Source organism: Comamonas sp. GCA5 (assembly GCF_036541385.1).
Classification (GTDB): domain Bacteria; phylum Pseudomonadota; class Gammaproteobacteria; order Burkholderiales; family Burkholderiaceae_C; genus Comamonas; species Comamonas aquatica.
In genome coordinates this window covers 1-23971 of sequence record NZ_JAZHFR010000033.1, presented here as the reverse complement: position 1 = coordinate 23971, position 23971 = coordinate 1, and the positions used below count along the sequence as shown (strand labels likewise).

At 66.5% G+C, this 23971-nt stretch carries 19 protein-coding genes, 1 tRNA gene and 1 pseudogene; 13 read left to right on the top strand and 8 right to left on the bottom strand.

Annotated features, from left to right (window positions below; genetic code table 11):
* Positions 1–17: 17 nt before the first annotated feature.
* The gene (gene ispF / locus SJH88_RS09960) at positions 18–512 is read left to right on the top strand and encodes a 2-C-methyl-D-erythritol 2,4-cyclodiphosphate synthase (protein WP_274754369.1); all 495 of its coding nucleotides are present in this window, start codon (positions 18–20) and stop codon (positions 510–512) included.
* 167 nt (positions 513–679) lie between these two features.
* Here the strand turns inward: ispF and SJH88_RS09955 are convergent, their stop codons facing one another.
* A complete protein-coding gene (locus SJH88_RS09955) occupies positions 680–2134 on the bottom strand; it encodes a sensor histidine kinase (RefSeq protein WP_260675577.1) in 1455 nt (484 codons plus the stop codon).
* Between the two features lie 63 nt (positions 2135–2197).
* Positions 2198–2932 carry an osmolarity response regulator transcription factor OmpR gene (ompR, locus tag SJH88_RS09950; RefSeq protein WP_274754368.1) on the bottom strand — a complete coding sequence of 245 codons (735 nt, stop codon included), beginning with the start codon at positions 2930–2932 and terminating at the stop codon, positions 2198–2200.
* Between the two features lie 206 nt (positions 2933–3138).
* On the opposite strand from ompR, the gene SJH88_RS09945 reads away from it, so the two are divergent.
* Entirely contained in the window at positions 3139–3879 is a 741-nt protein-coding gene (locus SJH88_RS09945; RefSeq protein ID WP_274754367.1) for an SIMPL domain-containing protein, read from the top strand.
* 91 nt (positions 3880–3970) lie between these two features.
* Here SJH88_RS09945 and SJH88_RS09940 read toward each other — a convergent pair whose 3' ends face one another.
* Positions 3971–4753, bottom strand: coding sequence for a 3-hydroxybutyrate dehydrogenase (locus tag SJH88_RS09940; RefSeq protein WP_274754366.1), 783 nt, complete (start codon positions 4751–4753; stop codon positions 3971–3973).
* Between the two features lie 76 nt (positions 4754–4829).
* Here SJH88_RS09940 and SJH88_RS09935 point away from each other — a divergent pair.
* The 3 genes and pseudogenes from SJH88_RS09935 (at position 4830) to SJH88_RS09925 (ending at position 8209) form a co-directional block, all read left to right on the top strand.
* A pseudogene (locus tag SJH88_RS09935) lies at positions 4830–5746 on the top strand (alpha/beta fold hydrolase).
* Positions 5747–5812: 66 nt separating this feature from the next.
* Positions 5813–8068: a RelA/SpoT family protein gene (locus SJH88_RS09930; protein ID WP_274754365.1), complete on the top strand. Its 2256-nt coding sequence runs from the start codon at positions 5813–5815 to the stop codon at positions 8066–8068.
* A 64-nt stretch (positions 8069–8132) separates the two neighbouring features.
* Positions 8133–8209: transfer RNA gene (locus SJH88_RS09925), tRNA-Val, on the top strand.
* Between the two features lie 128 nt (positions 8210–8337).
* Here SJH88_RS09925 and SJH88_RS09920 read toward each other — a convergent pair.
* The 4 genes from SJH88_RS09920 to SJH88_RS09905 form a co-directional block, all read right to left on the bottom strand.
* Positions 8338–9633: a TRAP transporter large permease gene (locus SJH88_RS09920; protein WP_042413201.1), complete on the bottom strand. Its 1296-nt coding sequence runs from the start codon at positions 9631–9633 to the stop codon at positions 8338–8340.
* Positions 9626–10132: a TRAP transporter small permease gene (locus tag SJH88_RS09915; protein ID WP_260675241.1), complete on the bottom strand. Its 507-nt coding sequence runs from the start codon at positions 10130–10132 to the stop codon at positions 9626–9628. Before SJH88_RS09915 ends, SJH88_RS09920 begins: the two co-directional genes overlap by 8 nt.
* Before the next feature lie 116 nt (positions 10133–10248).
* The gene (locus SJH88_RS09910) at positions 10249–11232 is read right to left on the bottom strand and encodes a TRAP transporter substrate-binding protein (protein WP_045267829.1); all 984 of its coding nucleotides are present in this window, start codon (positions 11230–11232) and stop codon (positions 10249–10251) included.
* 235 nt (positions 11233–11467) lie between these two features.
* Positions 11468–12148 carry a GntR family transcriptional regulator gene (locus SJH88_RS09905; protein ID WP_045266564.1) on the bottom strand — a complete coding sequence of 227 codons (681 nt, stop codon included), beginning with the start codon at positions 12146–12148 and terminating at the stop codon, positions 11468–11470.
* A gap of 68 nt (positions 12149–12216) precedes the next feature.
* Between SJH88_RS09905 and SJH88_RS09900 the strand changes: the two genes are divergently transcribed.
* From SJH88_RS09900 to SJH88_RS09890, 3 genes are all read left to right on the top strand, one after another.
* Entirely contained in the window at positions 12217–12975 is a 759-nt protein-coding gene (locus SJH88_RS09900; protein WP_154163618.1) for a LamB/YcsF family protein, read from the top strand.
* Between the two features lie 9 nt (positions 12976–12984).
* Positions 12985–14631, top strand: a complete 1647-nt coding sequence (locus SJH88_RS09895) for a 5-oxoprolinase subunit B/C family protein (protein ID WP_260675244.1) — start codon at positions 12985–12987, stop codon at positions 14629–14631.
* Positions 14632–14871: 240 nt separating this feature from the next.
* Entirely contained in the window at positions 14872–16611 is a 1740-nt protein-coding gene (locus SJH88_RS09890) for an acetyl/propionyl/methylcrotonyl-CoA carboxylase subunit alpha (protein ID WP_274754376.1), read from the top strand.
* Positions 16612–16642: 31 nt separating this feature from the next.
* Here the strand turns inward: SJH88_RS09890 and SJH88_RS09885 are convergent, their stop codons facing one another.
* On the bottom strand, positions 16643–18379 hold the full coding sequence (locus SJH88_RS09885; protein WP_274754364.1) for a phosphoethanolamine transferase: 1737 nt from the start codon (positions 18377–18379) through the stop codon (positions 16643–16645).
* A gap of 121 nt (positions 18380–18500) precedes the next feature.
* Here SJH88_RS09885 and SJH88_RS09880 point away from each other — a divergent pair, with 121 nt between their 5' ends.
* From SJH88_RS09880 to SJH88_RS09860, 5 genes are all read left to right on the top strand, one after another.
* Positions 18501–19172, top strand: a complete 672-nt coding sequence (locus tag SJH88_RS09880; RefSeq protein WP_042413191.1) for a winged helix-turn-helix domain-containing protein — start codon at positions 18501–18503, stop codon at positions 19170–19172.
* Complete coding sequence (locus tag SJH88_RS09875; protein ID WP_274754363.1) at positions 19169–20572, top strand: sensor histidine kinase; 1404 nt, start codon at positions 19169–19171, stop codon at positions 20570–20572. The genes SJH88_RS09880 and SJH88_RS09875 overlap by 4 nt, the downstream gene beginning before the upstream one ends.
* Before the next feature lie 467 nt (positions 20573–21039).
* Positions 21040–21552 (top strand): polyhydroxyalkanoate synthesis repressor PhaR, encoded by a 513-nt coding sequence (gene phaR, locus SJH88_RS09870; protein ID WP_042413187.1) that lies wholly within the window; start codon positions 21040–21042, stop codon positions 21550–21552.
* A 287-nt stretch (positions 21553–21839) separates the two neighbouring features.
* Positions 21840–23222, top strand: coding sequence for a 30S ribosomal protein S12 methylthiotransferase RimO (gene rimO, locus SJH88_RS09865; RefSeq protein WP_274754362.1), 1383 nt, complete (start codon positions 21840–21842; stop codon positions 23220–23222).
* Positions 23223–23286: 64 nt separating this feature from the next.
* Positions 23287–23971 (top strand): 3'-5' exonuclease (locus SJH88_RS09860; RefSeq protein WP_274754361.1); only part of this gene is annotated, 685 nt, incomplete at its 3' end.

Genomic DNA, 23971 nt, shown 5'->3' with positions numbered 1-23971 from the left:
GATGAGCGTGAATAGCTATGAATTTTCGTATTGGTGAAGGCTGGGATACGCACGCCCTGGTGGCCGGGCGCAAGCTGATCATTGGCGGCGTGGAGATCCCGCACGACAAGGGCCTGTTGGGCCATTCGGATGCCGACGTGCTGCTGCACGCCATCACCGACGCGGTGCTGGGGGCGGCGGGCCTGGGTGACATCGGCCGCCATTTCCCGGACACGGCCGAGGCCTTCAAGGGCGCCGACTCCTGGGTGCTGCTGCAGGAGGCCACGCGCCGCGTGCGGGCCCAGGGCTGGGAGATCGGCAACATCGACAGCACGGTGATCGCACAAAAGCCCAAGCTGGCGCCGCACATCCCGCTGATGCAAGAGCGCATTGCCGGAGCGCTGGGCGTGGCCGTGGAACAGGTCAACGTCAAGGCCAAGACCGCCGAAAAAATGGGCCCGGTGGGCGAGCTGCTGGCGATGGAGGCGAATGCCGTGGCACTGCTCTACAAGGCGGGCACACTGCCTGCATAAAACATAGCTGTTGGCGCTTGCTGGATAAGCGCTGCAGCCGTTTTTGATGCTCAATTTCGCGGCATGCCTGCCGTGCATGCAAAAAGCCTTGCAGGCGGACCTGCAAGGCTTTTTTTGTGGGTCACCGGGTCACCGCAGAGCCTACGGCCGCCTGTGCGGTCAGGCCCTCAGATGGCATCGGGCGGCAGTTGGCGCTTGACCTGGGGACGCTGCAGGCGGTGCTGCGGATCCTGCCCGTCGGGCACATCGGTCACGCGCTGCAGCTGGATGTGCGAGGCCAGCCCGCCCTCGTTGGCGTTGGTGATGGAGAACACGCCCCCCATGCGCTGCACCGTCTTGTCGACGATGGACAGGCCCAGGCCGGCGCCGGCGGCCGCGGTGCGGGCCGAGTCGCCGCGGAAGAAGGGCTGGGTCAGCTGCGCCAGCTGGTCCGGCGGCACGCCCGGGCCGTGGTCACGCAGGCGCATCAGCACCCAGTTCTCGCGGGTCTTGATGGTGATGTCGACAAAGGCCGTGTCGGTGTCCACGGTCTTGCCGTAGCGGCGGGCGTTTTCCAGCAGGTTGGAGATGACGCGCGCCAGCTCCACCTCGTCGGCCATCACGTAGATGTCGTCCGGGATGGACATGGTGATCTGCAGCTCGCGGTGGTTCTGCACCGCGTACACGCAGGAGGCCACCACGGCATGCAGGTTCACCACGGTCAGCGTGACGTGGTCGGGCCGCGCGTAGTCCAGGAATTTGTCGATGGTGGCGTCCAGCTGCACGATGTCGGCCACCATGTGTTCGCGGGCAATGTCGTCCTGCACGCTCATCTCGGTTTCCAGGCGCAGGCGCGCCAGCGGGGTGCGCAGGTCGTGCGAGATGCCGGCCAGCATCACGGCGCGCTCCTGTTCCAGCTTGGCCAGTTTCTGCGCCATGCGGTTGAAGCCGATGTTGACCTCGCGGATCTCGCTGGTCACGGCCTCCTCGTCGAGCTGGCTGGCGGCAAAGTCGCCATCGCGCACGCGGTTGGCGGCGTAGCTCAGCTGCTTGAGGGGGCGGTTGATCAGGCGCGCGATCACGGCCGCGCCGGCCAGCGACAGCAGGCCTGCCGTGCCCAGCCAGATCAGCCAGGTGCGGCCACCGGCCGTGGTGTAGCGTGACTTGTCCAGCAGGATCCAGTTCGGGTCCTCGTCGATGGTGAAGCTGACCCACAGGCCTTCCTCACCGTTGACGCTGCGCGCCAGGATGGTGTCGGGCCCCAGGCGCGTGGTCAGCAGCTCGTTGAGGCGCTGGTTCAGCTGCGTGGGCGGCACCTCTTCAAAGCGGTCGCTGGGCTCGCGCGGCTGGATGCGCACGCCTTCCTGGTCGGCCATGGTCTTGATCAGCGACACCCGGGCGATGGCGTCCGAGTGCTGCAGCGCCGCCCGGCTGAGGTTGACCAGCGAGGCGATCTGCTGGGCCGTGTGCAGCGTGCGCGGCTCGAATTCGAGCGCCCGCAGCGTCTGCAGCCATGCCAGGATACTGCCCAGCAGCAGCAGGGCCAGCAGGAAGAAGGTGCGCCAGAAGAGGTTCAGACCCACCCGGGAGCGGGCATTCTGGGCGGAGGACGCGCTGGCATCCGGGGCGTTGCCAGCAAGCATGGGAGTGCGTGACATGGGAAAAGGGCGCTGTGGCGCCACAGCCTCCCGCTGGGAGGCCGGGGTTTAGTTGATGCCGTCGGGTACGAACACGTAGCCCACGCCCCAGACGGTCTGGATGTAGCGCGGGGCGGCGGCGTCCTCTTCGATCAGCTTGCGCAGGCGTGAGACTTGCACGTCCAGGCTGCGGTCGAAGGGCTCGAACTCGCGCCCACGCGCCAGCAGGGCCAGCTTTTCGCGCGACAGCGGCTGGCGCGGGTGACGCACCAGGGCCTTGAGCATGGCGAATTCACCGGTGGTCAGGGGCAGCTCTTCGCCGCTCTTTTGCAGCACGCGCGTGCCCAGGTCGAAGGTGAAGGGGCCGAAGTTCACGACCTCGTTGTCGCCCGAAGGGGCACCGGGCGCTTCCACGGGTGGGCGGCGGCGCAGCACGGCATGGATGCGGGCCAGCAGTTCGCGCGGATTGAAGGGCTTGCCGAGGTAGTCGTCGGCGCCCACTTCCAGGCCCACGATGCGGTCCACGTCCTCGCCCTTGGCGGTCAGCATGATGATGGGCGTGCGGTCGTTGGCCGAGCGCAGGCGGTGGCAGATGGACAGGCCGTCTTCGCCGGGCATCATCAGGTCCAGCACGATGAGGTCCACGGTTTCACGCAGCAGGATGCGGTTCAGGGCCTTGCCGTCCTCGGCAATCATGACTTCGAAACCTTCCTGCGTCAGGTAGCGGCGCAGCAGGTCGCGGATGCGGGCGTCGTCGTCGACAACGAGGATTTTGTCAGTGCGGTTGTTGTTGGTGGTGGCCATGGATCTACCCCTTGTCCAATTTGTAACAGAGCCAATTCTGACCAGCTTGGCGCGAAAAATTCCCGATTTCGCCCGGGTTTGACACAGTGTTACATGTCTTGCCAAATGCAGGGAGGTGGCGGGCGCAGCTTCGGCGTCTTGTCTGGCAAGCTTGGGCTTTGTTTGCATGCAATTTGGCGTGCTTTGGCATGAAAGGGAATTGAAAGATGCAGCTTCGCAAAACCAGCGCACGTTTTTTGCGCAATTCGGTCGGTGTGGTCATGTTCGTGGGCGGCGCTCTGGGCTCCGGGCTGGCGCTGGCCCAGTCGCAGGAGGTGCTGCGCAACGTGGTGCAGCTGTCGGCCACGGGCAGTGTCGAGGTCGACCAGGACTGGCTGCAGATGCGCCTGGCGGCCACGCGCGATGGCAACGACGCCGCCAGCGTGCAAAAGCAGCTGCAGCAGGCGGTGGACGCCGCCATGCGCAGCCTGCGCCCGCAGGTGCAGGGGCAGAACCTGCAGGTCAGCAGCGGCAGCTTTGGCGTCTACCCGCGCCATGGCAATGACGGCAAGATCAAGGGCTGGCAGGGCCGTGCCGAGGTGCTGCTGGAAGGCAAGGACTTTGCGCGCATCACCCAGGCGGCCGCCCAGATCGATGGCATGACGGTGGCGGGCATGGATTTCGGCCTGTCCAAGGAAGGCCGTGCGCGCGTGCAGGAGCATGCCCAGGCCCAGGCCATCGACAGCTTCAAGGCGCGTGCCACGCAGCTGGCGCGGCAGTTCGGCTTCAGCGGCTACAGCCTGCGCGAGGTCAGCGTGAACAGCCAGGACGCCTACCCCGCGCCGCGCATGGTGCGCATGAATGCCATGCCCATGGCTGCCAAGGCCGAGGCGGCCGACGGCATGGCAGTAGAGGCGGGCAAGGCCCAGGTGGTGGTCAATGTAGCGGGATCGGTGCAGCTGCAATAAACAGAGCTGCCTGCGCTTGTCCAGCAAGCGCTAGAAGCCAAAAAGCCTCTGAAAATTTCAGAGGCTTTTTTCATCGATCGGAACGCGGGATTTATTGCGCGGCCCAGCCGCCATCCATGTTCCAGGCCACGCCGCGCACATTGTTGGCGGCTGCCGAGCAGAAGAACACGGCCAGGGCGCCCAGTTCTTCCGGCGTGGTGAACTGCTGCGAGGGCTCCTTCTCGCCCAGCAGCTGGCGGGTGGCGTCGTCGATGCTGATGCCCTGGGCCTGGGCCTTGGCATCCACCTGCTTTTGCACCAGCGGCGTCAGCACCCAGCCGGGGCAGATGGCGTTGCAGGTCACGCCGGTGGTGGCGTTTTCCAGTGCCGTGACCTTGGTCAGGCCGACGATGCCGTGCTTGGCCGCGACGTAGGCCGATTTTTGCGCCGAGGCCACCAGGCCGTGCACCGAGGCCACGTTGATGATGCGGCCCCAGTTGGCGGCCTGCATGGCGGGCAGCGCCAGGCGGGTGGTGTGGAAGGCGCTGGACAGGTTGATGGCCAGGATGGCATCCCATTTGTCGACCGGGAAGTCCTCGACCTTGGCCACGTGCTGGATGCCGGCGTTGTTGACCAGGATGTCGATGCGGCCGAAGCGCTGGGCGCCAAAGGCCATCATGGCCTCGATTTCGTCGGGGCGGCTCATGTCGGCGCCGTGGTAGTCCACCGCAATCCTGTGGGCCTGGCCGGCGGCGGCCACCTGGGCCTGGGCGCCCTGCGTATCGCCAAAACCGTTCAGAAGGACGTTGGCCCCCTGGGCTGCCAGCGCCTGTGCAATCCCGAGGCCGATGCCGCTGGTGGAACCTGTGACCAAAGCTGTTTTGCCCTTGAGCATCTCAAAAGTCTCCGCTGAAATATGAATTAGGATGGGTGAACCCATTATCTAGTGGCAAGTCTTCGATTGCGTACCCATGGTTGAACCTACGCTGAACTACGTAGCCTGTCCCGGTGCCGCCGTGCACGGCACGTCCACGCACCGCATGGCCTATTGGGAGTGGAACCAGACCGGCGATCCGGCCCATCCGCATGTGATCGTCTGCGTGCATGGCCTGACGCGCCAGGGGCGCGACTTCGATGTGCTGGCGCGCGACTTGAGCCGGTCGGCGCGTGTGATCTGCCCCGACGTGGCCGGGCGGGGGCGCAGCGACTGGCTGGCCCAGCCCAAGACCTATGGCGTGCCGCAGTACACCGTGGACATGCTGGCCTTGCTGCAGCAGGTGCATGCTAACGCCCCCATCGGGGTGCTGGACTGGCTGGGCACCAGCATGGGCGGCTTGATCGGCATGGCGGTGGCCGGCAATCCCGAACTGCCGCTGCCCGTTCCGGTGCGCAAGCTGCTGCTCAATGATGTAGGGCCGGTGCTGGAATGGTCGGCCCTGCAGCGCATCGCCCAGTATGTCGGCCAGCCTGCGCACTTCGACAGCGTGCAGCAGGGCGCGGAGGCCTTGCGCCTGCTGTCGGCAGGCTTTGGACCTCACACCCAGGCCCAGTGGCTGGCGCTGAGCCAGCCCATGCTGCGGTCCGCCGCGCAGGGCGGCTGGGAGTTGCACTACGACCCGGCGATCGCGCTGCCCATGCAGGGCATGACCCAGGCGCAGTCCGAGCAGTCGCAACCCCTGCTGTGGCAGCTTTATGACGGCATCAAGGCACAGACATTGCTTGTCCGGGGTGCGCAGTCCGACCTGATTACCCGGGACACGGCCACTGCCATGCAGTTGCGCGGCCCGCGCGCTCGGGTGGTGGAGCTTGAAAATGTGGGGCATGCCCCACCTTCGTGGCGGATGACCAGGTGGTCATCGCACGGAACTTCTTTTTGGGTGATGAATGAATACAGTATGTAAGGCCCTGTCGCGCGCAGATGCTGCGCGGGCTTGGACATTCCACGGGGGCTTGCATGCGTAGCGTGACCTCTTTGCCACCGACCACCGGGGAAGCTGCTGCCGCACCGGCCGCCAGCGCCGTGCCTGCCGATGTTCCACACCTGCTGGCCGCCACCTCGGGCAATGTGCCCGACCAGGTCGATGCCCTGCGCCGCGCGCGCGCGTTTGCAGAGCCCCTGCTGGTGGGCGAAGCGCTGAGTTCCGGCGAGAACACCCTGGCCCATGCGGACGCCACGGCCGCCATCCTGCAAGGCATTGGCGGCTCGGAAGCCATGCAGGCCGCGTGCTATCTGGTGTATGCCAGCATGCACCTGAACAAGCCGCTGGAGGTGCTGACCAAGGCTTTCGGCCCCAATTTTGCCGAGCTGGCGGTGGAGACCACCAAGCTCATGCACTTCCAGCAGCAGGCCCGCGGGGGTGAGGGTGGGGCTGCACGGGTGGATGACCCGGCCACGCAGACCGAGACCGTGCGCAAGATGCTGCTGGGCTTCTCGCGCGATGTGCGTGTGGTGCTGCTGCGCCTGGCGTCCCGCCTGCAAACCTTGCGCTGGTATGCCGCCAGCAAGCGTCCGGTTTCGCCCAGCCTGGCCTATGAGGCGCTGCACGTGTTTGCGCCGCTGGCCAACCGCCTGGGCATCTGGCAGATCAAGTGGGAGCTGGAAGATCTGTCGTTCCGTTTTCTGGAGCCCGATACCTACCGCGACATCGCACGCCTGCTGGATGAAAAGCGCGCCGAGCGCGAGGTCTACATGGAGCAGTTGCGCGCGCGCCTGGAATCCGGCTTGCGCGCCTACAGCATCAGCGCCACGGTCTCGGGCCGCCCCAAGCACATCTACAGCATCGTCAAGAAGATGCGCGGCAAGTCGCTCAACTTCGACCAGCTGTTCGACATCCGGGCGCTGCGCGTGGTGGTGCCGAATGTCAAGGACTGCTACACCGCGCTGTCCTGGGTGCACGAGCACTTCAAGCCGATCGAGTCGGAGTTCGACGACTACATCGCCAAGCCCAAACCGAATGGCTACCAGTCGCTGCACACCGTGGTGCGCGACGAGCAGGGGCGTGCCATTGAAATCCAGATCCGCACCCAGGCCATGCATGATCACGCCGAGAACGGCGTGGCTGCGCACTGGGCCTACAAGGAGGCGGGGACCAAGGGCTATGCCGGGGTCAGTGCCACGGGGGAGTACGACGCCAAGATCGCGGTGCTGCGCCAGCTGCTGGCCTGGGGCCAGGATCTGTCTGAGAACCCCTCGCACCGCGGCCTGTTCGACGACCGCATCTATGTGCTGACGCCGGATGCGGCCGTCATCGAGCTGCCGCAGGGTGCCACCCCGGTGGACTTCGCCTATTCGGTGCACACCAACCTGGGACACCGCTGCCGTGGCGCACGCGTGGACGGCGCCATGGTGCCGCTGAACACGCAGCTGCAAAGTGGCCAGACCGTGGAGATTTCCACCGTCAAGGAAGGCCGGCCTTCGCGCGACTGGCTCAACCCCGAGCTGGGCTATCTGGTTAGCAACCGCGCCAAGGCCAAGGTGCGCGCCTGGTTCAACGCCCAGGCCACGCACGAGACCATGATGCGCGGCCGTGAGGCCGTGGAAAAACTGCTGCAGCGCGAAGGCAAGACAGCTATCAAGCTGGACGACCTGGCGGTGCAGCTGGGCTTCAAATCGGCCGACGCGCTGTTCGAGGTGGTGGGCAAGGACGAGTACTCCTTGCGCAACATCGAGGTGGTGCTCCGTCCGCCCGAGCCTGCGGAGCCTGTGGAAGACATCCAGTCCATGGTGCGCAAGCCCCGAGCCAACAACGCGGCCCACAAGGGCGGCGTACTGGTCGTGGGCATCGATTCGCTGATGACGCAACTGGCCAAGTGCTGCAAGCCGGCGCCCCCGGACGACATCCGCGGGTTTGTCACGCGCGGCAAGGGGGTCAGCGTGCACCGCTCCGATTGCAGCAACTTCCGTGAAATGGCGGCACGCAACGAGGAGCGCGTGATCGACGTGGCCTGGGGCATGCCCAAGGCCGAAAAGCAGGCGGCGGTCTATCCTGTCGACGTGGCCGTGGAAGCCACCGACCGCCAGGGCCTGCTGCGCGACATCTCGGACGTGTTCGCGCGCGAGAAAACGAATGTGATCGGTGTGCAGACCCAGTCGGTCAAGGGCACGGCCTGGATGACGTTCACGGTCGAGGTCTCCGACTCCGGGCGCCTGAACAAGGTGTTGGGCATCGTGGCCAGCGTGTCGGGGGTGCGTTCCGCGCGCCGCCGTTGAAGATGGTGGTGCGTTTTTTCAAACGTGCAAAATTTGGTGCTACAATCGCAGCTTCTGATTTTTCAGGCGCGTAGCTCAGTTGGTTAGAGCACCACCTTGACATGGTGGGGGTCGTTGGTTCGAATCCAATCGCGCCTACCAAGGCATATCCAAAAAGGCCCTGCAAGTTTTGCAGGGCCTTTTTGTTTGTGTCGCCGTCCTGGCGTTGTCGCAGTCGCGGGGCAAAAGCGCAGCACCCCGTGGTAGGGATGCTGCGTGCGCTCTGGCGCTTACATCTGGGCCGGCAATGCCGTCACGATGCTGGGGAAGAACCACAGGATCACCAGCGCCAGCACCATCAGCAGGAAGTAGGGGGCGCAAACCTTGGCGATGTAGGTGATCTGCTTGCCGGTCATGCTTTGCAGCACGAACAGGTTGAAGCCGACCGGGGGCGTGATCTGCGCGGTTTCCACCGTGATCACCAGGAAGATGCCGAACCACAGTGGGTCAATGCCTGCGGCCTGGATGATGGGCAGCACCACACTCATGGTCAGCACGATGGTGGAGATGCCATCCAGGAAGCAGCCGATCAGGATGTAGAAGATGCCCAGGGCGATGATCAGCATGGCCGGGGACAGCTGCAGGCTGCCCACAAATTCGGCCAACTGGCGTGGCAGGCCGATGTAGCCCATGGACAGCGTCATGAACGCAGCCCCTGCCAGGATCAGGGCGATCATGCAGTACAGCCGTGTGGCGCCGAACAGCGAGGCCTTGAAGCTGTCCCAGGTCAGGGCTTTCTGCGACGCTGACAGCACCAGGGCGCCGGCCACGCCGATGGCGGCGGCTTCCGTTGCCGTGGCAATCCCGCTGTAGATGCTGGCCACCACACTGGCAATCAGCAGCACGACAGGGATCAGGTGGCGGGCTTCGTACAGCTTTTGCTTGAAGCTCAGGCTGGTTTCGGCTTTGGGCACCTTGTCGGGGTTGAGCAGCGACCAGACCACGATCCAACCGCTGAACAGCAGAGCCAGCAGCAGTCCGGGCAGCACGCCGGCCATGAACAGCTTGGAAATCGACAGCTCGGCCGACACACCGTAGACGATCAGGATGATCGAAGGTGGGATCAGCAGACCCAGCGTGGCGGGGCCACCCAGCGAGCCGATGATCTGCGCTTCGGTGTAGCCGCGTTTGCGCAGCTCCGGAATGTTCATCTTGCCGACGGTGGCGCAGGTGGCGGCCGAGGAGCCGGAGACCGAGGCAAAGATGGTGCAGCCGATCACGTTGGTGTGCAGCAGGCGGCCGGGCAGGGCGTTGACCCAGGGGGCCAGGCCGCGGAACATGTTCTCGGACAGGTTGGTGCGGTACAGGATCTCTCCCATCCACACGAACAGCGGCAGTGCGGTCAGGGTCCAACTGCTGGCCGAACCCCAGATGGTGATGGCCATGGCATCGCCGGCCGCGCGCGCCGTGAAGAACTCCATGCCGAACCAGGCCACGCCGGCCAAGGTCAGTCCCACCCACACGCCGCCCCCCAGTAGGGTGATCAGCACGACGATGAGTGCAATGCTGGCAAAAATCTCATTCATGGTGAGCGTCCTCCTGCTCGCGGGGCTTGCGTTGGCCCTTCAGTTCCAAAATCAGTTCGTCGCAGAAGGCGATGAAAAAGATCAGCGTGCCCAGGGCCATGAAGATCTGGGGAATCCACAGCGGGGTGGCATCAATGCCTACGGAGATGTCGTCGATCTCCCAGGACTGCCACACCAGGCGGCACGAGTAAAAAGCCAGGAAGCCTGCCAGGGTGGTCGCAATCACCAAGGCGATGATCTCTAGGGTCCTGTGGGCCTTGCCCTTGAGCATGCCCAGGATCAGGGTGACCCGGATGTGCTCGCCGGCCTTCAGGGTGCTGGCCAGGGCCATGAATCCGGCGCCGGCCATGGCATAGCCGGCATAGGCATCGGTGCCGGGGGCGCTGAAACCCAGCAATCGGCTGGCGATGGTGAGCAGCACCATCACTAGCACAACCACCATGGAAAGACCCGCCAACCAGCTACTCGCGGTATACAGGCCGTCAATCAATTTCCGCATGTGCAAAATCCTTCGCGCGACAGGGTGGCGGCGCGTCGTTGATACGGGGGATCATCAAAAATGCCCTTGGTTGCGAGCGCTGGCCGGCACCAAGGGCATGGGGCAGAGCCCGTGAATTACTTGGCGGTCTTGAAGGCGTCTAGCACGGCCTTGCCTTCGGCGCCGGCCTTGTCCAGCCATTCCTTGACCACGGCGTCGCCCACCTTGACCAGATCGGCCTTCAATTGGGGCGAGGCTTCCAGCACCTGCATGCCGCCGGCTTTCAGGGTGGCGATGGAGCGGGCGTCCACCTCGCGCGACTCCATCCAGCCGCGGGCTTCCGCCACGGCGGCCGCCTTGAGCACGGCGTCCTGTTCGGGCTTGCTCAGGGCGCCAAAGGCCTTCTTGCTGACCACTACAGCATTCTTGGGGATCCAGGCCTGCACGTTGTAGTAGTACTTCAGGTTCTCGAACAGCTTGTTGTCGGCGCCGGTGGCGCTGGAGGTGATCAGGCCTTCGACCACACCGGTGGCTAGGGCCTGCGACAGCTCGGCTTCCTGGATGGTGACGGGCTGGGCACCCACCAGCTCACCGATGCGCGCGGTGGTGGGCGAATAGACGCGCCACTTCATGCCCTTGAGGTCGGCCGCCGAGTTGATGGGCTTCTTGGTGTAGATGCCCTGTGGGGGCCAGGCCACAGCGTACAGCAGCACCTGGCCCTGCTTGTCCAGCAGCTTTTGCAGGGCAGGCTTTTGCGCCTGGTAGAGCTTGAAGGCGTCGTCGTAGTTGTTGACCAGGAAGGGCAGGCCGTCCACGCCGAAGATCTGCGATTCGTTCTGGAAGCTCACCATGAAGAACTCGCCCATCTGCGCATTGCCGGTCTGCACCGCACGCTTGATTTCAGGCATCTTGAACAGCGAGGCACCAAAGTGTGGCGTGATCTTCAGCTTGCCCTGGGTGGCGGCGTCCACATCCTTCACAAACTGTTCGTTGTTCTTCGAGTGAAAGTTGCTGGCGGCGTAAGCCGTGGCGAAATCCCACTTGGTCTGGGCCATGCCGGTGCCGGCAAAGCCAAGGCTGGCAACCAGGGTGGCGGTGGCGCAAAAAATTCGACGCTGCATGAAGTGCTCCTTGATGAGGGGAATGAAGACTTGCCCGTGTGGCATGCCATCTGGGTTGGTATAGGCAATTCGCGTGCCAAAACTACCATTGCTGTGGAGCGTTGCCTATCAGGGATTTCAACGATGCGTCGTTTTTGTAGGTGATTTATTTTTTGATTGTTGATTACCAGTTTGGTGATTGTTCAACCAAAAAAGGTGCATTGTGGATTTTTTGCACGATGCTGGTGCTTGTGGATCAGGAGATCTGGCGTGCGTAGACGGCCAGCACCATGCGCTCGGACTGGACCAGGTAGGTCTCCAGCTCGCGGGCGGCTGCGACGGTCTGGCCTTCCATGAACATCTGCAGCAGGCGGGCGTTGTGGTCCACATAGGGCGCATGCAGGTACTCGGGGTCATCCAGCAGGCCGAAGGCCAGGCGCAGCTCGGCGGCGATGTCTTCGTACATGGCCGACAGGCGCTCGCTGTCGCTCAGGGCCACGATGGCGGCGTGGAAGGCCATGTTGGCCGAGCCCACGGTTTTCCAGTCCTTGGCCTCGCGCGCCTGGTGGGCGGCCTGAACGGCCTCGCGCATGCGCTTGTGGGCGGGGTGCAGGGGCCAGGCCTTTTCCAGGGCCTGGCATTCGATCAGGCGGCGCACGCGGTAGATGTCAATGATGTCGGCGATCGAGGGCACCACGACCGCGACGCCGCGGTTGGGTTCGTGGCGCAGCAGGCCTTCCTTGATCAGGATGCGGAACACCTCGCGCAGCGTGTTGCGCGAGATGTCCAGCTGCTGGCTCAGCGCGGCCTCCGACAGGTGCTGGCCGGCGCGCAGCTCGCCCAGGATGAGCTGCTGGCGGATGGTGTCGGCCACGGTGTCGGCCAAGCTGGTGGGGGTGGAACGGTTGGAGAAGTGCCGGGTTTGCGTTGCAGCCATGGTTGGTAAGGAACTTGCTAATGATTGTTGAACAATCCGTGCGGACGGTCGGTTTGAAAGGATACAAGATGGATATCAATAGCGATCTCGGTGAAAGCTTTGGGGCGTGGCGCATGGGCGACGACGCAGCCATGCTGGACATTGTGACCAGTGCCAACGTGGCCTGTGGCTTCCATGCCGGCGACCCGGCGGGCATTCTGCAGACGCTGCGGCAGGCGGCGGCGCGCGGCGTCGCCGTGGGGGCGCATGTCGCTTACCCGGACCTGGTGGGCTTTGGCCGCCGCAACATGGACCCCACCAGCAGCGAGCTGGTGGCCGACGTGATCTACCAGATCGGCGCCCTGCAGGGGCTGGCCGCCGCGGCGGGCACCCGGGTGCGCTACGTCAAGCCGCATGGCGCGCTGTACAACACCATCGCCCACGATGCGCGGCAGGCCGAGGACGTGCTCACCGCCATCCTGGCGGTGGATCCCTCCCTGATCCTGATGGCGCTGGCCGGATCGCCGCTGATCGGCTGGGCGCAGGCGCGCGGCGTGCGCGTGGTGGCCGAGGCCTTTGCCGACCGGGCCTACAACGACGATGGCTCGCTGGTGTCGCGCCGTCTGCCCGGGGCCGTGCTGCACGATGCCCAGGCCGTTGCCGACCGCATGCTGCAGTTGGTGCAGACCGGTCGCCTGACCAGCATCACCGGCCAGCCGGTGGCCATCCAGGCCGACTCCATCTGCGTGCACGGCGACAGCCCGGGCGCGGTGGACATGGCGCGCCAGATCCGTGCGCACCTGCTGCAGGCGGGTGTGGTGCTGCAGCCCTTCGTGGCGTTGGACTGAGGCGGTCGCATGCGTTTCTTGCCCGCCAGTGACCAGGCCCTGCTGGTCGAGTTGGATGATTTGGCGCAGACCATGGCGCTGTACCGTGCCGCCCTGGCACAGCCGATTGCGGGCGTGCAGGAGCTGATTCCCGCCGCCCGGACGGTGCTGGTGCACTACGCCCCGTGGCAGGTGCGCACGCCGGAGCTGATCCGGGCGCTGGCCCGCCTCGGGGCCCAGGCACTGCGCGACTGCGATGCGGCCCACGCCAGCCAGGGGCGCGTGGTCGACATCCCGGTGCACTACACCGGCGAAGACCTGCCCGATGTGGCGCAATTGCTGGGTCTGTCGGTGGCCGAGGTGATTGCCCGCCACAGCGGCCAGCCCTATGACGCGGCCTTTGCCGGTTTCGCGCCGGGCTTTGTCTACCTGTCCGGAGGCGCCAACTTCCAGGTGCCACGCCGCACTTCGCCGCGCACCCGCGTGCCGGCCGGTTCGGTGGCGCTGGGGGGCAACTTCAGCGCGGTCTATCCCAGTGCCAGCCCCGGGGGCTGGCAGCTGATCGGCGTGACCGAAGTGCGCATGTGGGACCTGGCGCGGGCCGAGCCGGCCTACATCCAGCCCGGCTTTCGGGTGCAGTTTGTCGATGCCGACCGCCAGGGCGCGCAGGTCTTCCTGCCAGCGGCGACGCAGCCATCTGCATCCAATCAGCCTCCAGCCCTTGATGCACCTGCGCAGACAGCTATCGAATTTGTTAGTCCGGGGCTGCAAAGCATTTTCCAGGACAGCGGCCGCCACGGCATGTCGGGCCTGGGGATCTCGGCGTCGGGCGCCCTGGACCAGGGCGCCATGCGCCAGGCCAACCGCCGGGTCGGCAACCCGGTGCACACCCCGGTGCTGGAGAACGTGCTGGGCCAGCTGGTGCTGCGTGCCCACGGGGCCTGCACGCTGGCCGTGAGCGGGGCCCAGGTCGCGCTGCGCGTGCGCAGTGCCGACGGACACAGCTGGGAGGTGCCGGGCGATCAGGCGGTGGCCCTGGACGATGGCGACACCCTGCAGCTGGGCGCCGTCCAGGCCGGGGTGCGCTGCTATGTCGCCGTGCGTGGTGGCTGGGGCGTGGCCTCGGTGCTGGGCAGTTGCGCCACCGACACCCTGGCCCTGGTCGGCCCGCAGGCCGTGCAGGCCGGACAGCGGGTGGTGGTGGGGCAGGCAGTGCCCGCGCAGCAGCTGCGCGCCGTGGAGCCGGGGGCTGGCGCTCGTCCGAGCCTGCCGCGCGCCGGAGAGACCGTGACTCTGGACGTGGTCCTGGGGCCACGCACCGACTGGTTCACCGCCCAGGCGCTGCAGACGCTGACTGGCCAGACCTGGCGCGTCACGCCCCAATCCAACCGTATCGGCATGCGGCTGGAGGGTGCCCAGTCCCTGGAGCGCCGCAACCCGTCCGAGCTGCCCAGCGAGGGCACGGTGGTCGGCGCCATCCAGGTGCCGATCAGCGGCCAGCCAGTGCTGTTCCTGGCCGACCACCCATTGACCGGGGGCTATCCCGTGGTCGCGTCCCTGGCCAGCTACCACCTGGACCTGGCCGCGCAGATTCCCGTCGATTGCCGGATCCAGTTCCGCGTGGTGGCGCCCTTCTTTGAAGAGGTGCATGGCCTGGCCGAGGGAGGTCCGGCATGACGCCTTGCGTGCGGAGGGCCAGACCGGGCGGTGCCCGGCGGTGGCCCACGGCTGCCCCGCGCTGGGCCTGCACCGCAGGCTGTGCCGCTGTTTCTACGAGTCGGAGGTTCGGATGAGCCCCGAAGTTTTGATGACCCACCGGGGTGGCCAGCGGCCGGCCCAGGTTGCTGCACATGGCTGTGCCTGCACAGCCGGTGGCCACGATGGGACTGTGCCGTCCCCCAAGAAAGGTTTGTGATGATCCGCAAAGTTTTGATTGCCAACCGCGGCGAAATCGCCGTACGCATTGCCCGGGCCTGCCGCGACTATGGGGTGCAGTCCGTGGCGGTGTACGCCGACCCGGATGCCGACGCCCTGCACGTGCGCATGGCCGACGAGGCCTGGGGCCTGGACGGCGTGCGCCCGGCGCAGACCTACCTGGACATGGACAAGCTGATCGCGGTGGCCCGCAAGAGTGGCGCCGATGCCGTCCATCCCGGCTATGGCTTCCTGTCCGAGCGCGCCGAGTTTGCGCGTGCCGTGATCGACGCCGGTCTGACCTGGATTGGCCCGCGTCCCGAGACCATCGAGGCCCTGGGCGACAAGGTGGCGGCGCGCAAGATTGCGCTGCAGGTCGGTGCGCCCCTGGTCGCCGGCACCGCAGACCCGGTGCAGAGCGCGGCCGAGGTCCAGGCCTTTGCCCAGCAGCATGGCCTGCCCGTGGCCATCAAGGCCGCGTTTGGCGGTGGCGGCCGGGGCCTGAAGGTGGCTTGGCAGATGGACGAAGTGGCCGAGCTGTTTGAATCCGCGGTGCGCGAAGCCACGGCCGCCTTCGGTCGTGGGGAATGCTTTCTGGAGCAGTTCCTGGACCGCCCCCGCCACATCGAAGCCCAGGTGCTGGGCGACCAGCACGGCAACGTGGTGGTGGTGGGCACGCGCGACTGCTCCCTGCAGCGGCGCAACCAGAAGCTGGTCGAAGAGGCCCCCGCGCCCTTCCTGACCGAGGCGCAGCGCGCCAGCATCCACCAGGCGGCGCGCGACATCTGCGCGGCGGCCGGCTATGTCAGCGCCGGCACGGTGGAGTTCCTGCTCAGCCGCAGCGGACAGATCTCCTTCCTGGAGGTCAACACCCGCCTGCAGGTGGAGCACCCCGTGACCGAGGAGACCACGGGCATCGACCTGGTGCTGGAGCAACTGCGGATTGCCGATGGCCTGCCGCTGTCCTTCAGCCAGACACCAACACCGCGCGGCCACAGCATCGAATTCCGCATCAACGCCGAGGACCCGGGTCGCGGCTACCTGCCCACACCGGGGCTGATCCAGCGCTTCGAGGCGCCCAGCGGCGGCGGGGTGCGTGTGGACAGCGGCGTGGTGTCCGGCTCCACGGTGCCGGGCAGCTTTGATTCCATGATGGCCAAGCTCATCGTCACCGGCGCCACGCGCGAGCAGGCCCTGGCCCGCGCGCACCGCGCGCTGCAGGAGTTCACGATCGAGGGCGTGGCCTCGGTGCTGCCCTTCCACCGTGCCGTGGTGCAGGACCCGGCCTTCACGGCGGAGCAGGGCTTCCAGGTGCACACCCGCTGGATCGAGACCGAGATGGCCCAGACCTGGGTCGAGGCGGCCCGCCCCGGTGCCCCGGTGGACCAGCCCTTGCAGCGCTGCTTCATCGAACTGGAGGGCAAGCGCGTGGCCCTGGGCCTGCCCGCCAGCCTGCTGCAGGCCTGGGGCAGTGTGTCGACCGCGGCGTCGCCAGCGGCTGCTGCACCGCAGGCCGAGGCCAGCGCCGATGCCATCACCGCGCCCATGGCCGGCAGCCTGGTGCAGTGGAAGCTGGCCGACGGCGCGGCGGTGCAGGCTGGTGATGTCGTGGCCGTGATGGAATCGATGAAGATGGAAAGCCCAATCACCGCGCCACAGGCTGGTCGCCTGCAGCAGCAGGTGGCACCGGGTGCCGTGCTGCAGGCCGGACAGGTGATCGCTCGCGTCGTGGCCGGGCAGTGAACCGCCGGGGGCTGCGGCCCCCGACGTGGCCTCAACTGCGGCGGCAGTTCTGCAGGGCGTCCAGCTGGGCCTGGTAGGTGGGGCTGTGCACGTCCAGCAGGCCCAGCACGGTGTGGTAGAAGTTGTCGTGCGTCAGCGACTGGTCGATGTGCTCACGCACGCAGCGCTCGTCCACACCGGTGCGTGCCAGCAGCGTGCCGGGCCACAGCACCCAGGGCACATGCTTTTGGGTGTCGGGCGCAATCACATAGGGCAGGCCGTGCAGGTACAGGCCGTTTTCGCCCAGCGACTCCCCGTGATCCGACAGGTAGATCAGGCCGGTCTCGTAATGGTCCTGCTGTTGCTGCAACCAGTCGATGGTGCGGGCGACGAACAGGTCGGTCTCCACCATGCTGTTGTCGTACACGTTCACCAGGCGTTCGCGGCTGCAGTCGGAAGTCACGTGGGTGGTGCATTCCGGCTGGTAGTGCTTGCTGGGGGCCGAGGAGCGGCGGTAGTAGGCCGGCCCGTGGCTGCCCATCTGGTGCAGCACCAGCACCGTGCCGCGGGCGGCACCCTGGGGCTGCGTGCTGCGCAGGCGCTGGTCCAGCAGCTCCACCATCAGCTGGTCCAGGCATTCGTCGTCCTTGCACCAGCGGTGGACGGCCTCGGGCGATGCCACCTGGTCGGCCTGGGCGTGGGGAATGCGGTTGCACACCTCCTTGCAGCCGGCCTGGTTGTCCAGCCAGTCCGTGCCCAGACCGGCGGCCTGCAGCACGTCCATCAGGTTCTCGTATTCAAACTTGCGGCCTTCGAAGTCGCTCTTGCCCAGGTGCGAGAACATGCAGGGCACCGACGCCAGGGTGTTGGTGCCGCACGACTGCACCTGGCGCCAGCTGATGACGCGGCGGGCTTCCATTTCGGGGGTGGTGTTGCGGGGGTAGCCGTTCAGGCCGAAGTGGTCGCTGCGTGTGGTTTCCCCGACGATCAGCACCAGCAGCGGCGGCTTGCGCGCCGTGCCCGGGGCTGCCGCCGCCAGTGCACTGCCACCGCCATAGGTGCTGCCCAGGGCCACAGCTTCGCTGATGCGCTGGAAGGGACGGGGGCGCTTGAACAGGGGTTTGAGGGTGGCGTTGCTGAAGGACACGATGGTGGCCATCGGGTTGATCAGGTAGCGGATTTCCGTGTGGTTGCGCACCAGCGGCGCCATGGGCTTGTACAGCAGCAGTCCGCCGCCGATCACCACGCCCAGGCTGGCCAGCACCAGCAGGCCGGAGCGCCACAGGTCCTTGCGCCAGGCGGTCGGGCGCAGGCTGATCCCCTTCCACAGCACCGCCACCGGCACGCCCGCGTACAGCAGCACGTGCCAGATTAGCCCACTGGTGAGCAGGGCCAGGCCTTCCGTGTAATTGGTCTGCAGGGTGTTGCGGATCATGCTGGCGTCCATCACCACGCTGTAATGCAGCATGAAGTACTGTATGGCGGCGGCCGTGACCAGGGTCAGGCTCCAGCCGACCCGGCGCAGCCTGGGCCAGGACAGCAGCATGAACCACAGGTAGGTCACCCCGGTGAGCACCAGGGCCACCAGGGCTTCCTCGACCAGCCCCAGGCTTTGTTCGCTGGCCAGCGCGGTGAGCTTGCCCCACCAGGCCTGGTTCAAGGCGGCGGTGCACCATACGGCCAAGGCCAGGGCGGCCCAGCGCGGGGCGATCGACCAGCGTGCGGCCTGCCGGGGGCCGGAGGCTGTAGCAAGTTGGGGGGAGAGGGCGGGGGCGTGCAATTCAGACATGGCTGCGCACTGTAGGCAGCGCATCTGAATAGCCCCTGAAGCCGCCGTTCAGCCCGTGTTCAGCTTGGCGTGGACAGGAGGCTGTGCCTACACTGGAGGAACTGTCTGGGAGGAGGTTCGGGTGCGCATTCTGTTGGTGGAAGATGATCGGCCGCTGGGGCAGGCCGTGTTGGGTTATCTCAAGAGCAAGCAGTTCAGCGTGGATTGGGCGGAGAATTTGCAGCAGGCCAAGGGCTTTGCGGCCACGGTGCCGTATGCCGCTGTGCTGCTGGACCTGAATCTGCCCGATGGCGAAGGCCTGCACCTGCTGCCACTGCTGCACGAGAGCGCGGCCCACCCATCGGCGCGGCCCACGGTGATCGTGGTGACGGCGCGGGACCAGGTCAGCGACCGCATCCGCGGCTTGGATGCGGGGGCCGATGACTACCTGGTCAAACCCTATGACCCCGAGGAACTGCTGGCGCGGCTGCGTGCCATCGAGCGGCGCCGTGGCAGCCAGGCCAGCTCGGTGCTGACCTGCGATGCGGTCACCATCGATCTGGGCCGCGAGGTGGTGCGCAACGGGGCCGTTCCGGTGGTGCTGACGCCCAAGGAATGGGCCTTGCTGCGCGTGCTGGCCAGCCGGCCCGGTCAGATCTTCACCCGCGAGCGGCTGCAGGAAGCCCTGTACCAGTGGGACGCCACCAGCGACAGCAACACGCTGGAGGTCTTCATCAGCCGCCTGCGGCGCAAGCTGGGCAGTGCGCTGATCGAAACCGTGCGCGGCACGGGCTACCGCCTGACGGCGCTATGAGCCCGGTCGCCCCCCGCGCGCAGAGCCTGGCCCAGCGCCTGGGCCGCAGCCTGACCCTGGCCGTGGTGCCGGTCTGGCTGTTGAGCACGGCCCTGGTGGCCACCTACGTGAATGGCGAAATTCAGCACAACTTCGACGTGGAGCTGGTCGAGAGTGCGCACCGCCAGCTCTACCCTGCCTTGCTGGAAGTGGAGCGGGCCCAGCCCATGGCCCTGGACGAGCCGCTGCTGATGCGCACCCAGCCCGGCCCGGCGCACTCCGAGCCCTTGCTGCTGCAGCTGCGTGGCGCCAACGGCCAGGTGCTGCTGCGCTCGGTGGCGACCCCGGCCTCGGCCTTTGCTGTGCCCTTGCAGGCCGGGTTCTACGAGACCGACGACTACCGCGTGTTCAGCCTGTACGACGAGGTGTCCGGTGCCTGGCTGCAACTGGCCGACCCGCTGAGCGAGCGGCGCGAGGCCAGCCAGCGCACCGTCATCGGGCTGGTGCTGGTGCTGCTGGTCATGCTGCCGGTGCTGGCCTGGGTGATCACGGTGGTGGCGCGGCGCCAGCTGCGCACCCTGGAGCAGCTGCAGCAGCAGATCACGGCGCGCAGCGGCAGCAACCTGCAGCCGCTGGAGCTGGCCGACATGCCGCTGGAGCTGTGCGCCGTCGGGGACGGCGTGAACCAGTTGCTGGAGCGCCTGGGCGAGGCCCTGAACGTCGAGCGCTCCCTGGCGGCGAATGCGGCGCATGAATTGCGCACCCCCCTGGCCGAGGTGCGCTTGCGCCTGCAGACGGCGGTCGACCGGGCCGTGGCGGATGGCGGCTCGGCCGGAAGCTCCGGCCAGGTGCCGCTGGACGACGTGCGCCAGGCCCTGCGCTCCCTGGCCACCCTGAGCCACCGCACGGAGCGGCTGCTGCAGCTGTCACGTGCCGAGGGCGGCGACGTGGCGCATTTCGGTCGTGTCAACCTGGTGCAGCTGGCCGAGCAGGTCGCCCAGGAGTTCTGGCAGCAGGACGCGGCCCGCAAGCGGCTGGACTGCCTGGTGCCCGAGGACCAGCCCGCCGTTTGGGTGGAAGGGGATCTGGACGGCTTGGCCATCGTGCTGCGCAACCTGGTGGACAACGCCCTGCATTACACCCAGGGGCCGGTGGAACTGCAGGTGCTGGCCACCCCCCAGCCGACGCTCAGCGTGCGCGACCACGGCCCGGGGCTGTCGCCCGAGGCGCTGGCGCAGATGCAGCAGCGCCATGCGCGCATCGGCAGCCACCACATCGGCTATGGGCTGGGCATGTCCATCGTGCGCTCGATCGCCGACAAGCACGCGGCCGAGCTGGTGCTGACCTCGCCCCCGGCTGAGGGCGGCAGCGGGCTGTCGGTGCGCCTGGTCTTCGCCCAGGCTGCCGCGGCGCGGGACTGAACCCGCCGCGCTGCGGCCGTCCGGGCCAGCGATGGCGGATGCAGGCGGCAGACAGCGGCACCCCCTGCAGGCCCGCCGAACCCGGCATGGGGGGCCGTGCAGACGGGCTTGTCGCAGCACGGCCTGGCCTGGCTTGGCCGCGGATGATCTGGGTTGCAGCCTGGGTGCCCAACGCCTGGTGCAGCATGCGCCCGGTGCATGGATCGATCCATGCCCGGGGCGGCGTGGCAGGCATCGGGCGGGAGGTGTGAAATGAGGAAGCCATAGCAATCTACGCTTGTACTGGCTTGTTTTAAAGGTTAAAGCATGCTGAAATGCCTGCAATCCCAGCGCTTACAGCTCCTGTTTTTCAAGATGCACGGTGGCGCGATTCAGGGTTAGTGCTGCACTGCGGCATGAAAAGCCATTCTTAGAATAGGGCCTGCGCCGACTGCGCCCACCACCGTCCCCGCCACGAGAATCTGCCGATGACCGCACAAGACACCACCACCTCGACCTCCGCCCAGCGCGTCATCAAGAAGTACCCCAACCGCCGCCTGTACGACACGGCCACCTCGACCTACATCACCCTGGCCGAAGTCAAGCAGCTGGTGATGGAGCGCGAGAACATCGTCGTCAAGGACGCCAAGACCGGCGAGGACCTGACCCGCTCCATCTTCCTGCAGATCATCCTGGAAGAAGAGGCCGGTGGCGCGCCCATGTTCACCGAGGCCATGCTGGCCAACATCATCCGCTTCTATGGCCACACCATGCAGGGCTACATGGGCAGCTACATCGAGAAAAGCGTGCAGATGTTCACCGACTTCCAGAGCAAGCTGGCCGAGCAGTCGGGCATGGGCGGCAGCGAAGCCTGGACGCAGATGATGCAGATGTCCAACCCCATGCTGGGCAACGCCTATGCCGAGCAGGTGCAGAAGATGCAGGAGCAGATGCAAAAGCAGACCGAGCAGATGATGGCCATGTTCGGCATCAAGCGCTGATCGCCGGCCGCATCGGCGGCCAGCCACGGATCCACGGGCCTGCGGGCCCGTTTTTCATGGCCGGTCCGCTCCGGGGCCAACGCGGCCGCTGCGGTTGCTGGCCCTGCAGCCGCGTGCCGGCGAGGTGGCTTCTACAGGCGGTCGGCACGGCGCACCGCGGGCTATGCAGGGGCTCTCCGGCACGAACAGGGCGCGCTGGCTAAAATTGCGCCTTGATTTCGCCGGCCGGAGGACCTCCGCGCGCAGGCCTTGCGCAACTGGCGCAATCCCCCACACGCATTCACACAATGACCACCGAAAACAGCGCCCCGAAAGTGGGCTTCGTGTCTTTGGGCTGCCCCAAGGCATTGACCGACTCCGAACTCATCCTCACGCAGCTCAGCGCCGAGGGTTACCAGACCTCCAAGACCTTCGAAGGCGCGGACCTGGTGATCGTCAACACCTGCGGCTTCATCGACGATGCGGTCAAGGAAAGCCTGGACACGATCGGTGAGGCCCTGGCCGCCAACGGCAAGGTCATCGTGACCGGCTGCTTGGGCGCCAAGGCGGGCAAGGAAGGCGGCAACATGGTGGCCGAGGTGCACCCCAGCGTGCTGGCCGTGACCGGCCCCCATGCCACGCAGGAGGTGATGGACGCGGTGCACCAGCACCTGCCCAAGCCCCATGACCCGTTTGTGGACCTGGTGCCTGGTGGCTTTGGCGAAGCTGGCCTGAAGCTCACGCCCAAGCACTATGCCTACCTGAAGATTTCCGAAGGCTGCAACCACCGCTGCACCTTCTGCATCATCCCCAGCATGCGTGGCGACCTGGTGTCGCGCCCCATCGGTGATGTGCTCAAGGAGGCCAAGGCGCTGTTCGAAGGCGGCGTCAAGGAGCTGCTGGTCATCAGCCAGGACACCTCGGCCTATGGCGTGGATGTGAAGTACCGCACCGGCTTTTGGGACGGCAAGCCGGTCAAGACCCGCATGCTGGAGCTGACCGAGGCACTGGGCCAGCTGGCCCAGCAGCACGGCGCCTGGGTGCGTCTGCACTATGTCTATCCCTACCCCACGGTCGATGCCATCCTTCCCCTGATGGCCGAAGGCAAGGTCCTGCCCTACCTGGACGTGCCGCTGCAGCACAGCCACCCCGATGTGCTCAAGCGCATGAAGCGCCCCGCATCCGGCGAAAAGAACCTGGACCGCATCCGAGAGTGGCGCAAGATCTGCCCTGAGCTGGTGATCCGCTCCACCTTCATCGCCGGCTTCCCCGGTGAGACCGAGGAAGAGTTCGAGCACCTGCTGAACTTCATCCGCGAGGCCGAGATCGACCGTGCCGGCTGCTTTGCCTACAGCCCCGTGGAAGGCGCCACCGCCAACGAGCTGCCCGGCATGCTGCCCGTGGAGGTGCGCGAGGCGCGCCGTGCCCGCTTCATGCAGGTGGCCGAGGAGGTCTCCACCCAGCGCCTGCAGCGCCGCGTGGGCCAGATCATGAAAGTGCTGGTTGACAAGTCCGTGGGCCTGGGCAAGAAGGGCGGTGTGGGCCGCACCTACGCCGATGCGCCCGAGATCGATGGCGTGGTTCACATCCTGCCGCCCGAAAAGGCCAGCAAGACCTACAAGGTCGGCGAGCTGATCAGCGTGAAGATCGTCGGCACCCAGGGCCACGACCTGGTGGGCCTGCCCGTCTAAGCCGGCTGCTGGCCGCCGGACCCGCTGGCCGGGCCGGTAGCCGATGCCTGCACACTTGCCCACCATGTCCCGCCTCAAGCCCCCCACCAAGGAACAAAGCCAGCTGCTGCCGCCTTTCCAGGCGTTGCAGGACGCGGCCATCGTCGTGCCTGCGACCGAGGCCGAATTTGACCAGGCGCGCACAGAGCTGCTGGCCCAGTCCGCGCTGGGTTTTGACACCGAGAGCAAGCCGCTGTTCCACGTCGCCCAGGTCGATACCGGGCCCCACGTGGTGCAGCTGGCCACACCCCAGCGTGCCTGGATCTTGCAACTGCACCACCCCCAGGCCCTGGCCCTGGCGCGCGAGGTGCTGGGCCACCCGGGCATCTGCAAGGTGGGTTTTGGCCTGGACAACGACCAATCCACCCTGCCGCGCCGCCTGGGTGCGGAGCTGGCCCACATCGTCGACCTGGACCGCGTGTTCAAGCGCCATGGCTATGGCGCGTCCACCGGCGTGCGTGCGGCGGTGGCACTGGTGCTGGGGCAGAACTTCCAGAAGTCCAAGAAGCAGTCGACCAGCAACTGGTCGCTGCCGCGCCTGAGCGAAGGGCAACTGCGTTACGCCGCCAACGATGCCCATGGCCCGGCCGTGGTGTATGCGGCCTTGCCGGCCTGGGAGGCCGCCCAGCCCGTGGCGGCAACGGCGCGGGCACCGAGGGCCGCACGTGCGGCGGCACCAGCACCCGCTATGGCCACGGTCGGCACCGCGG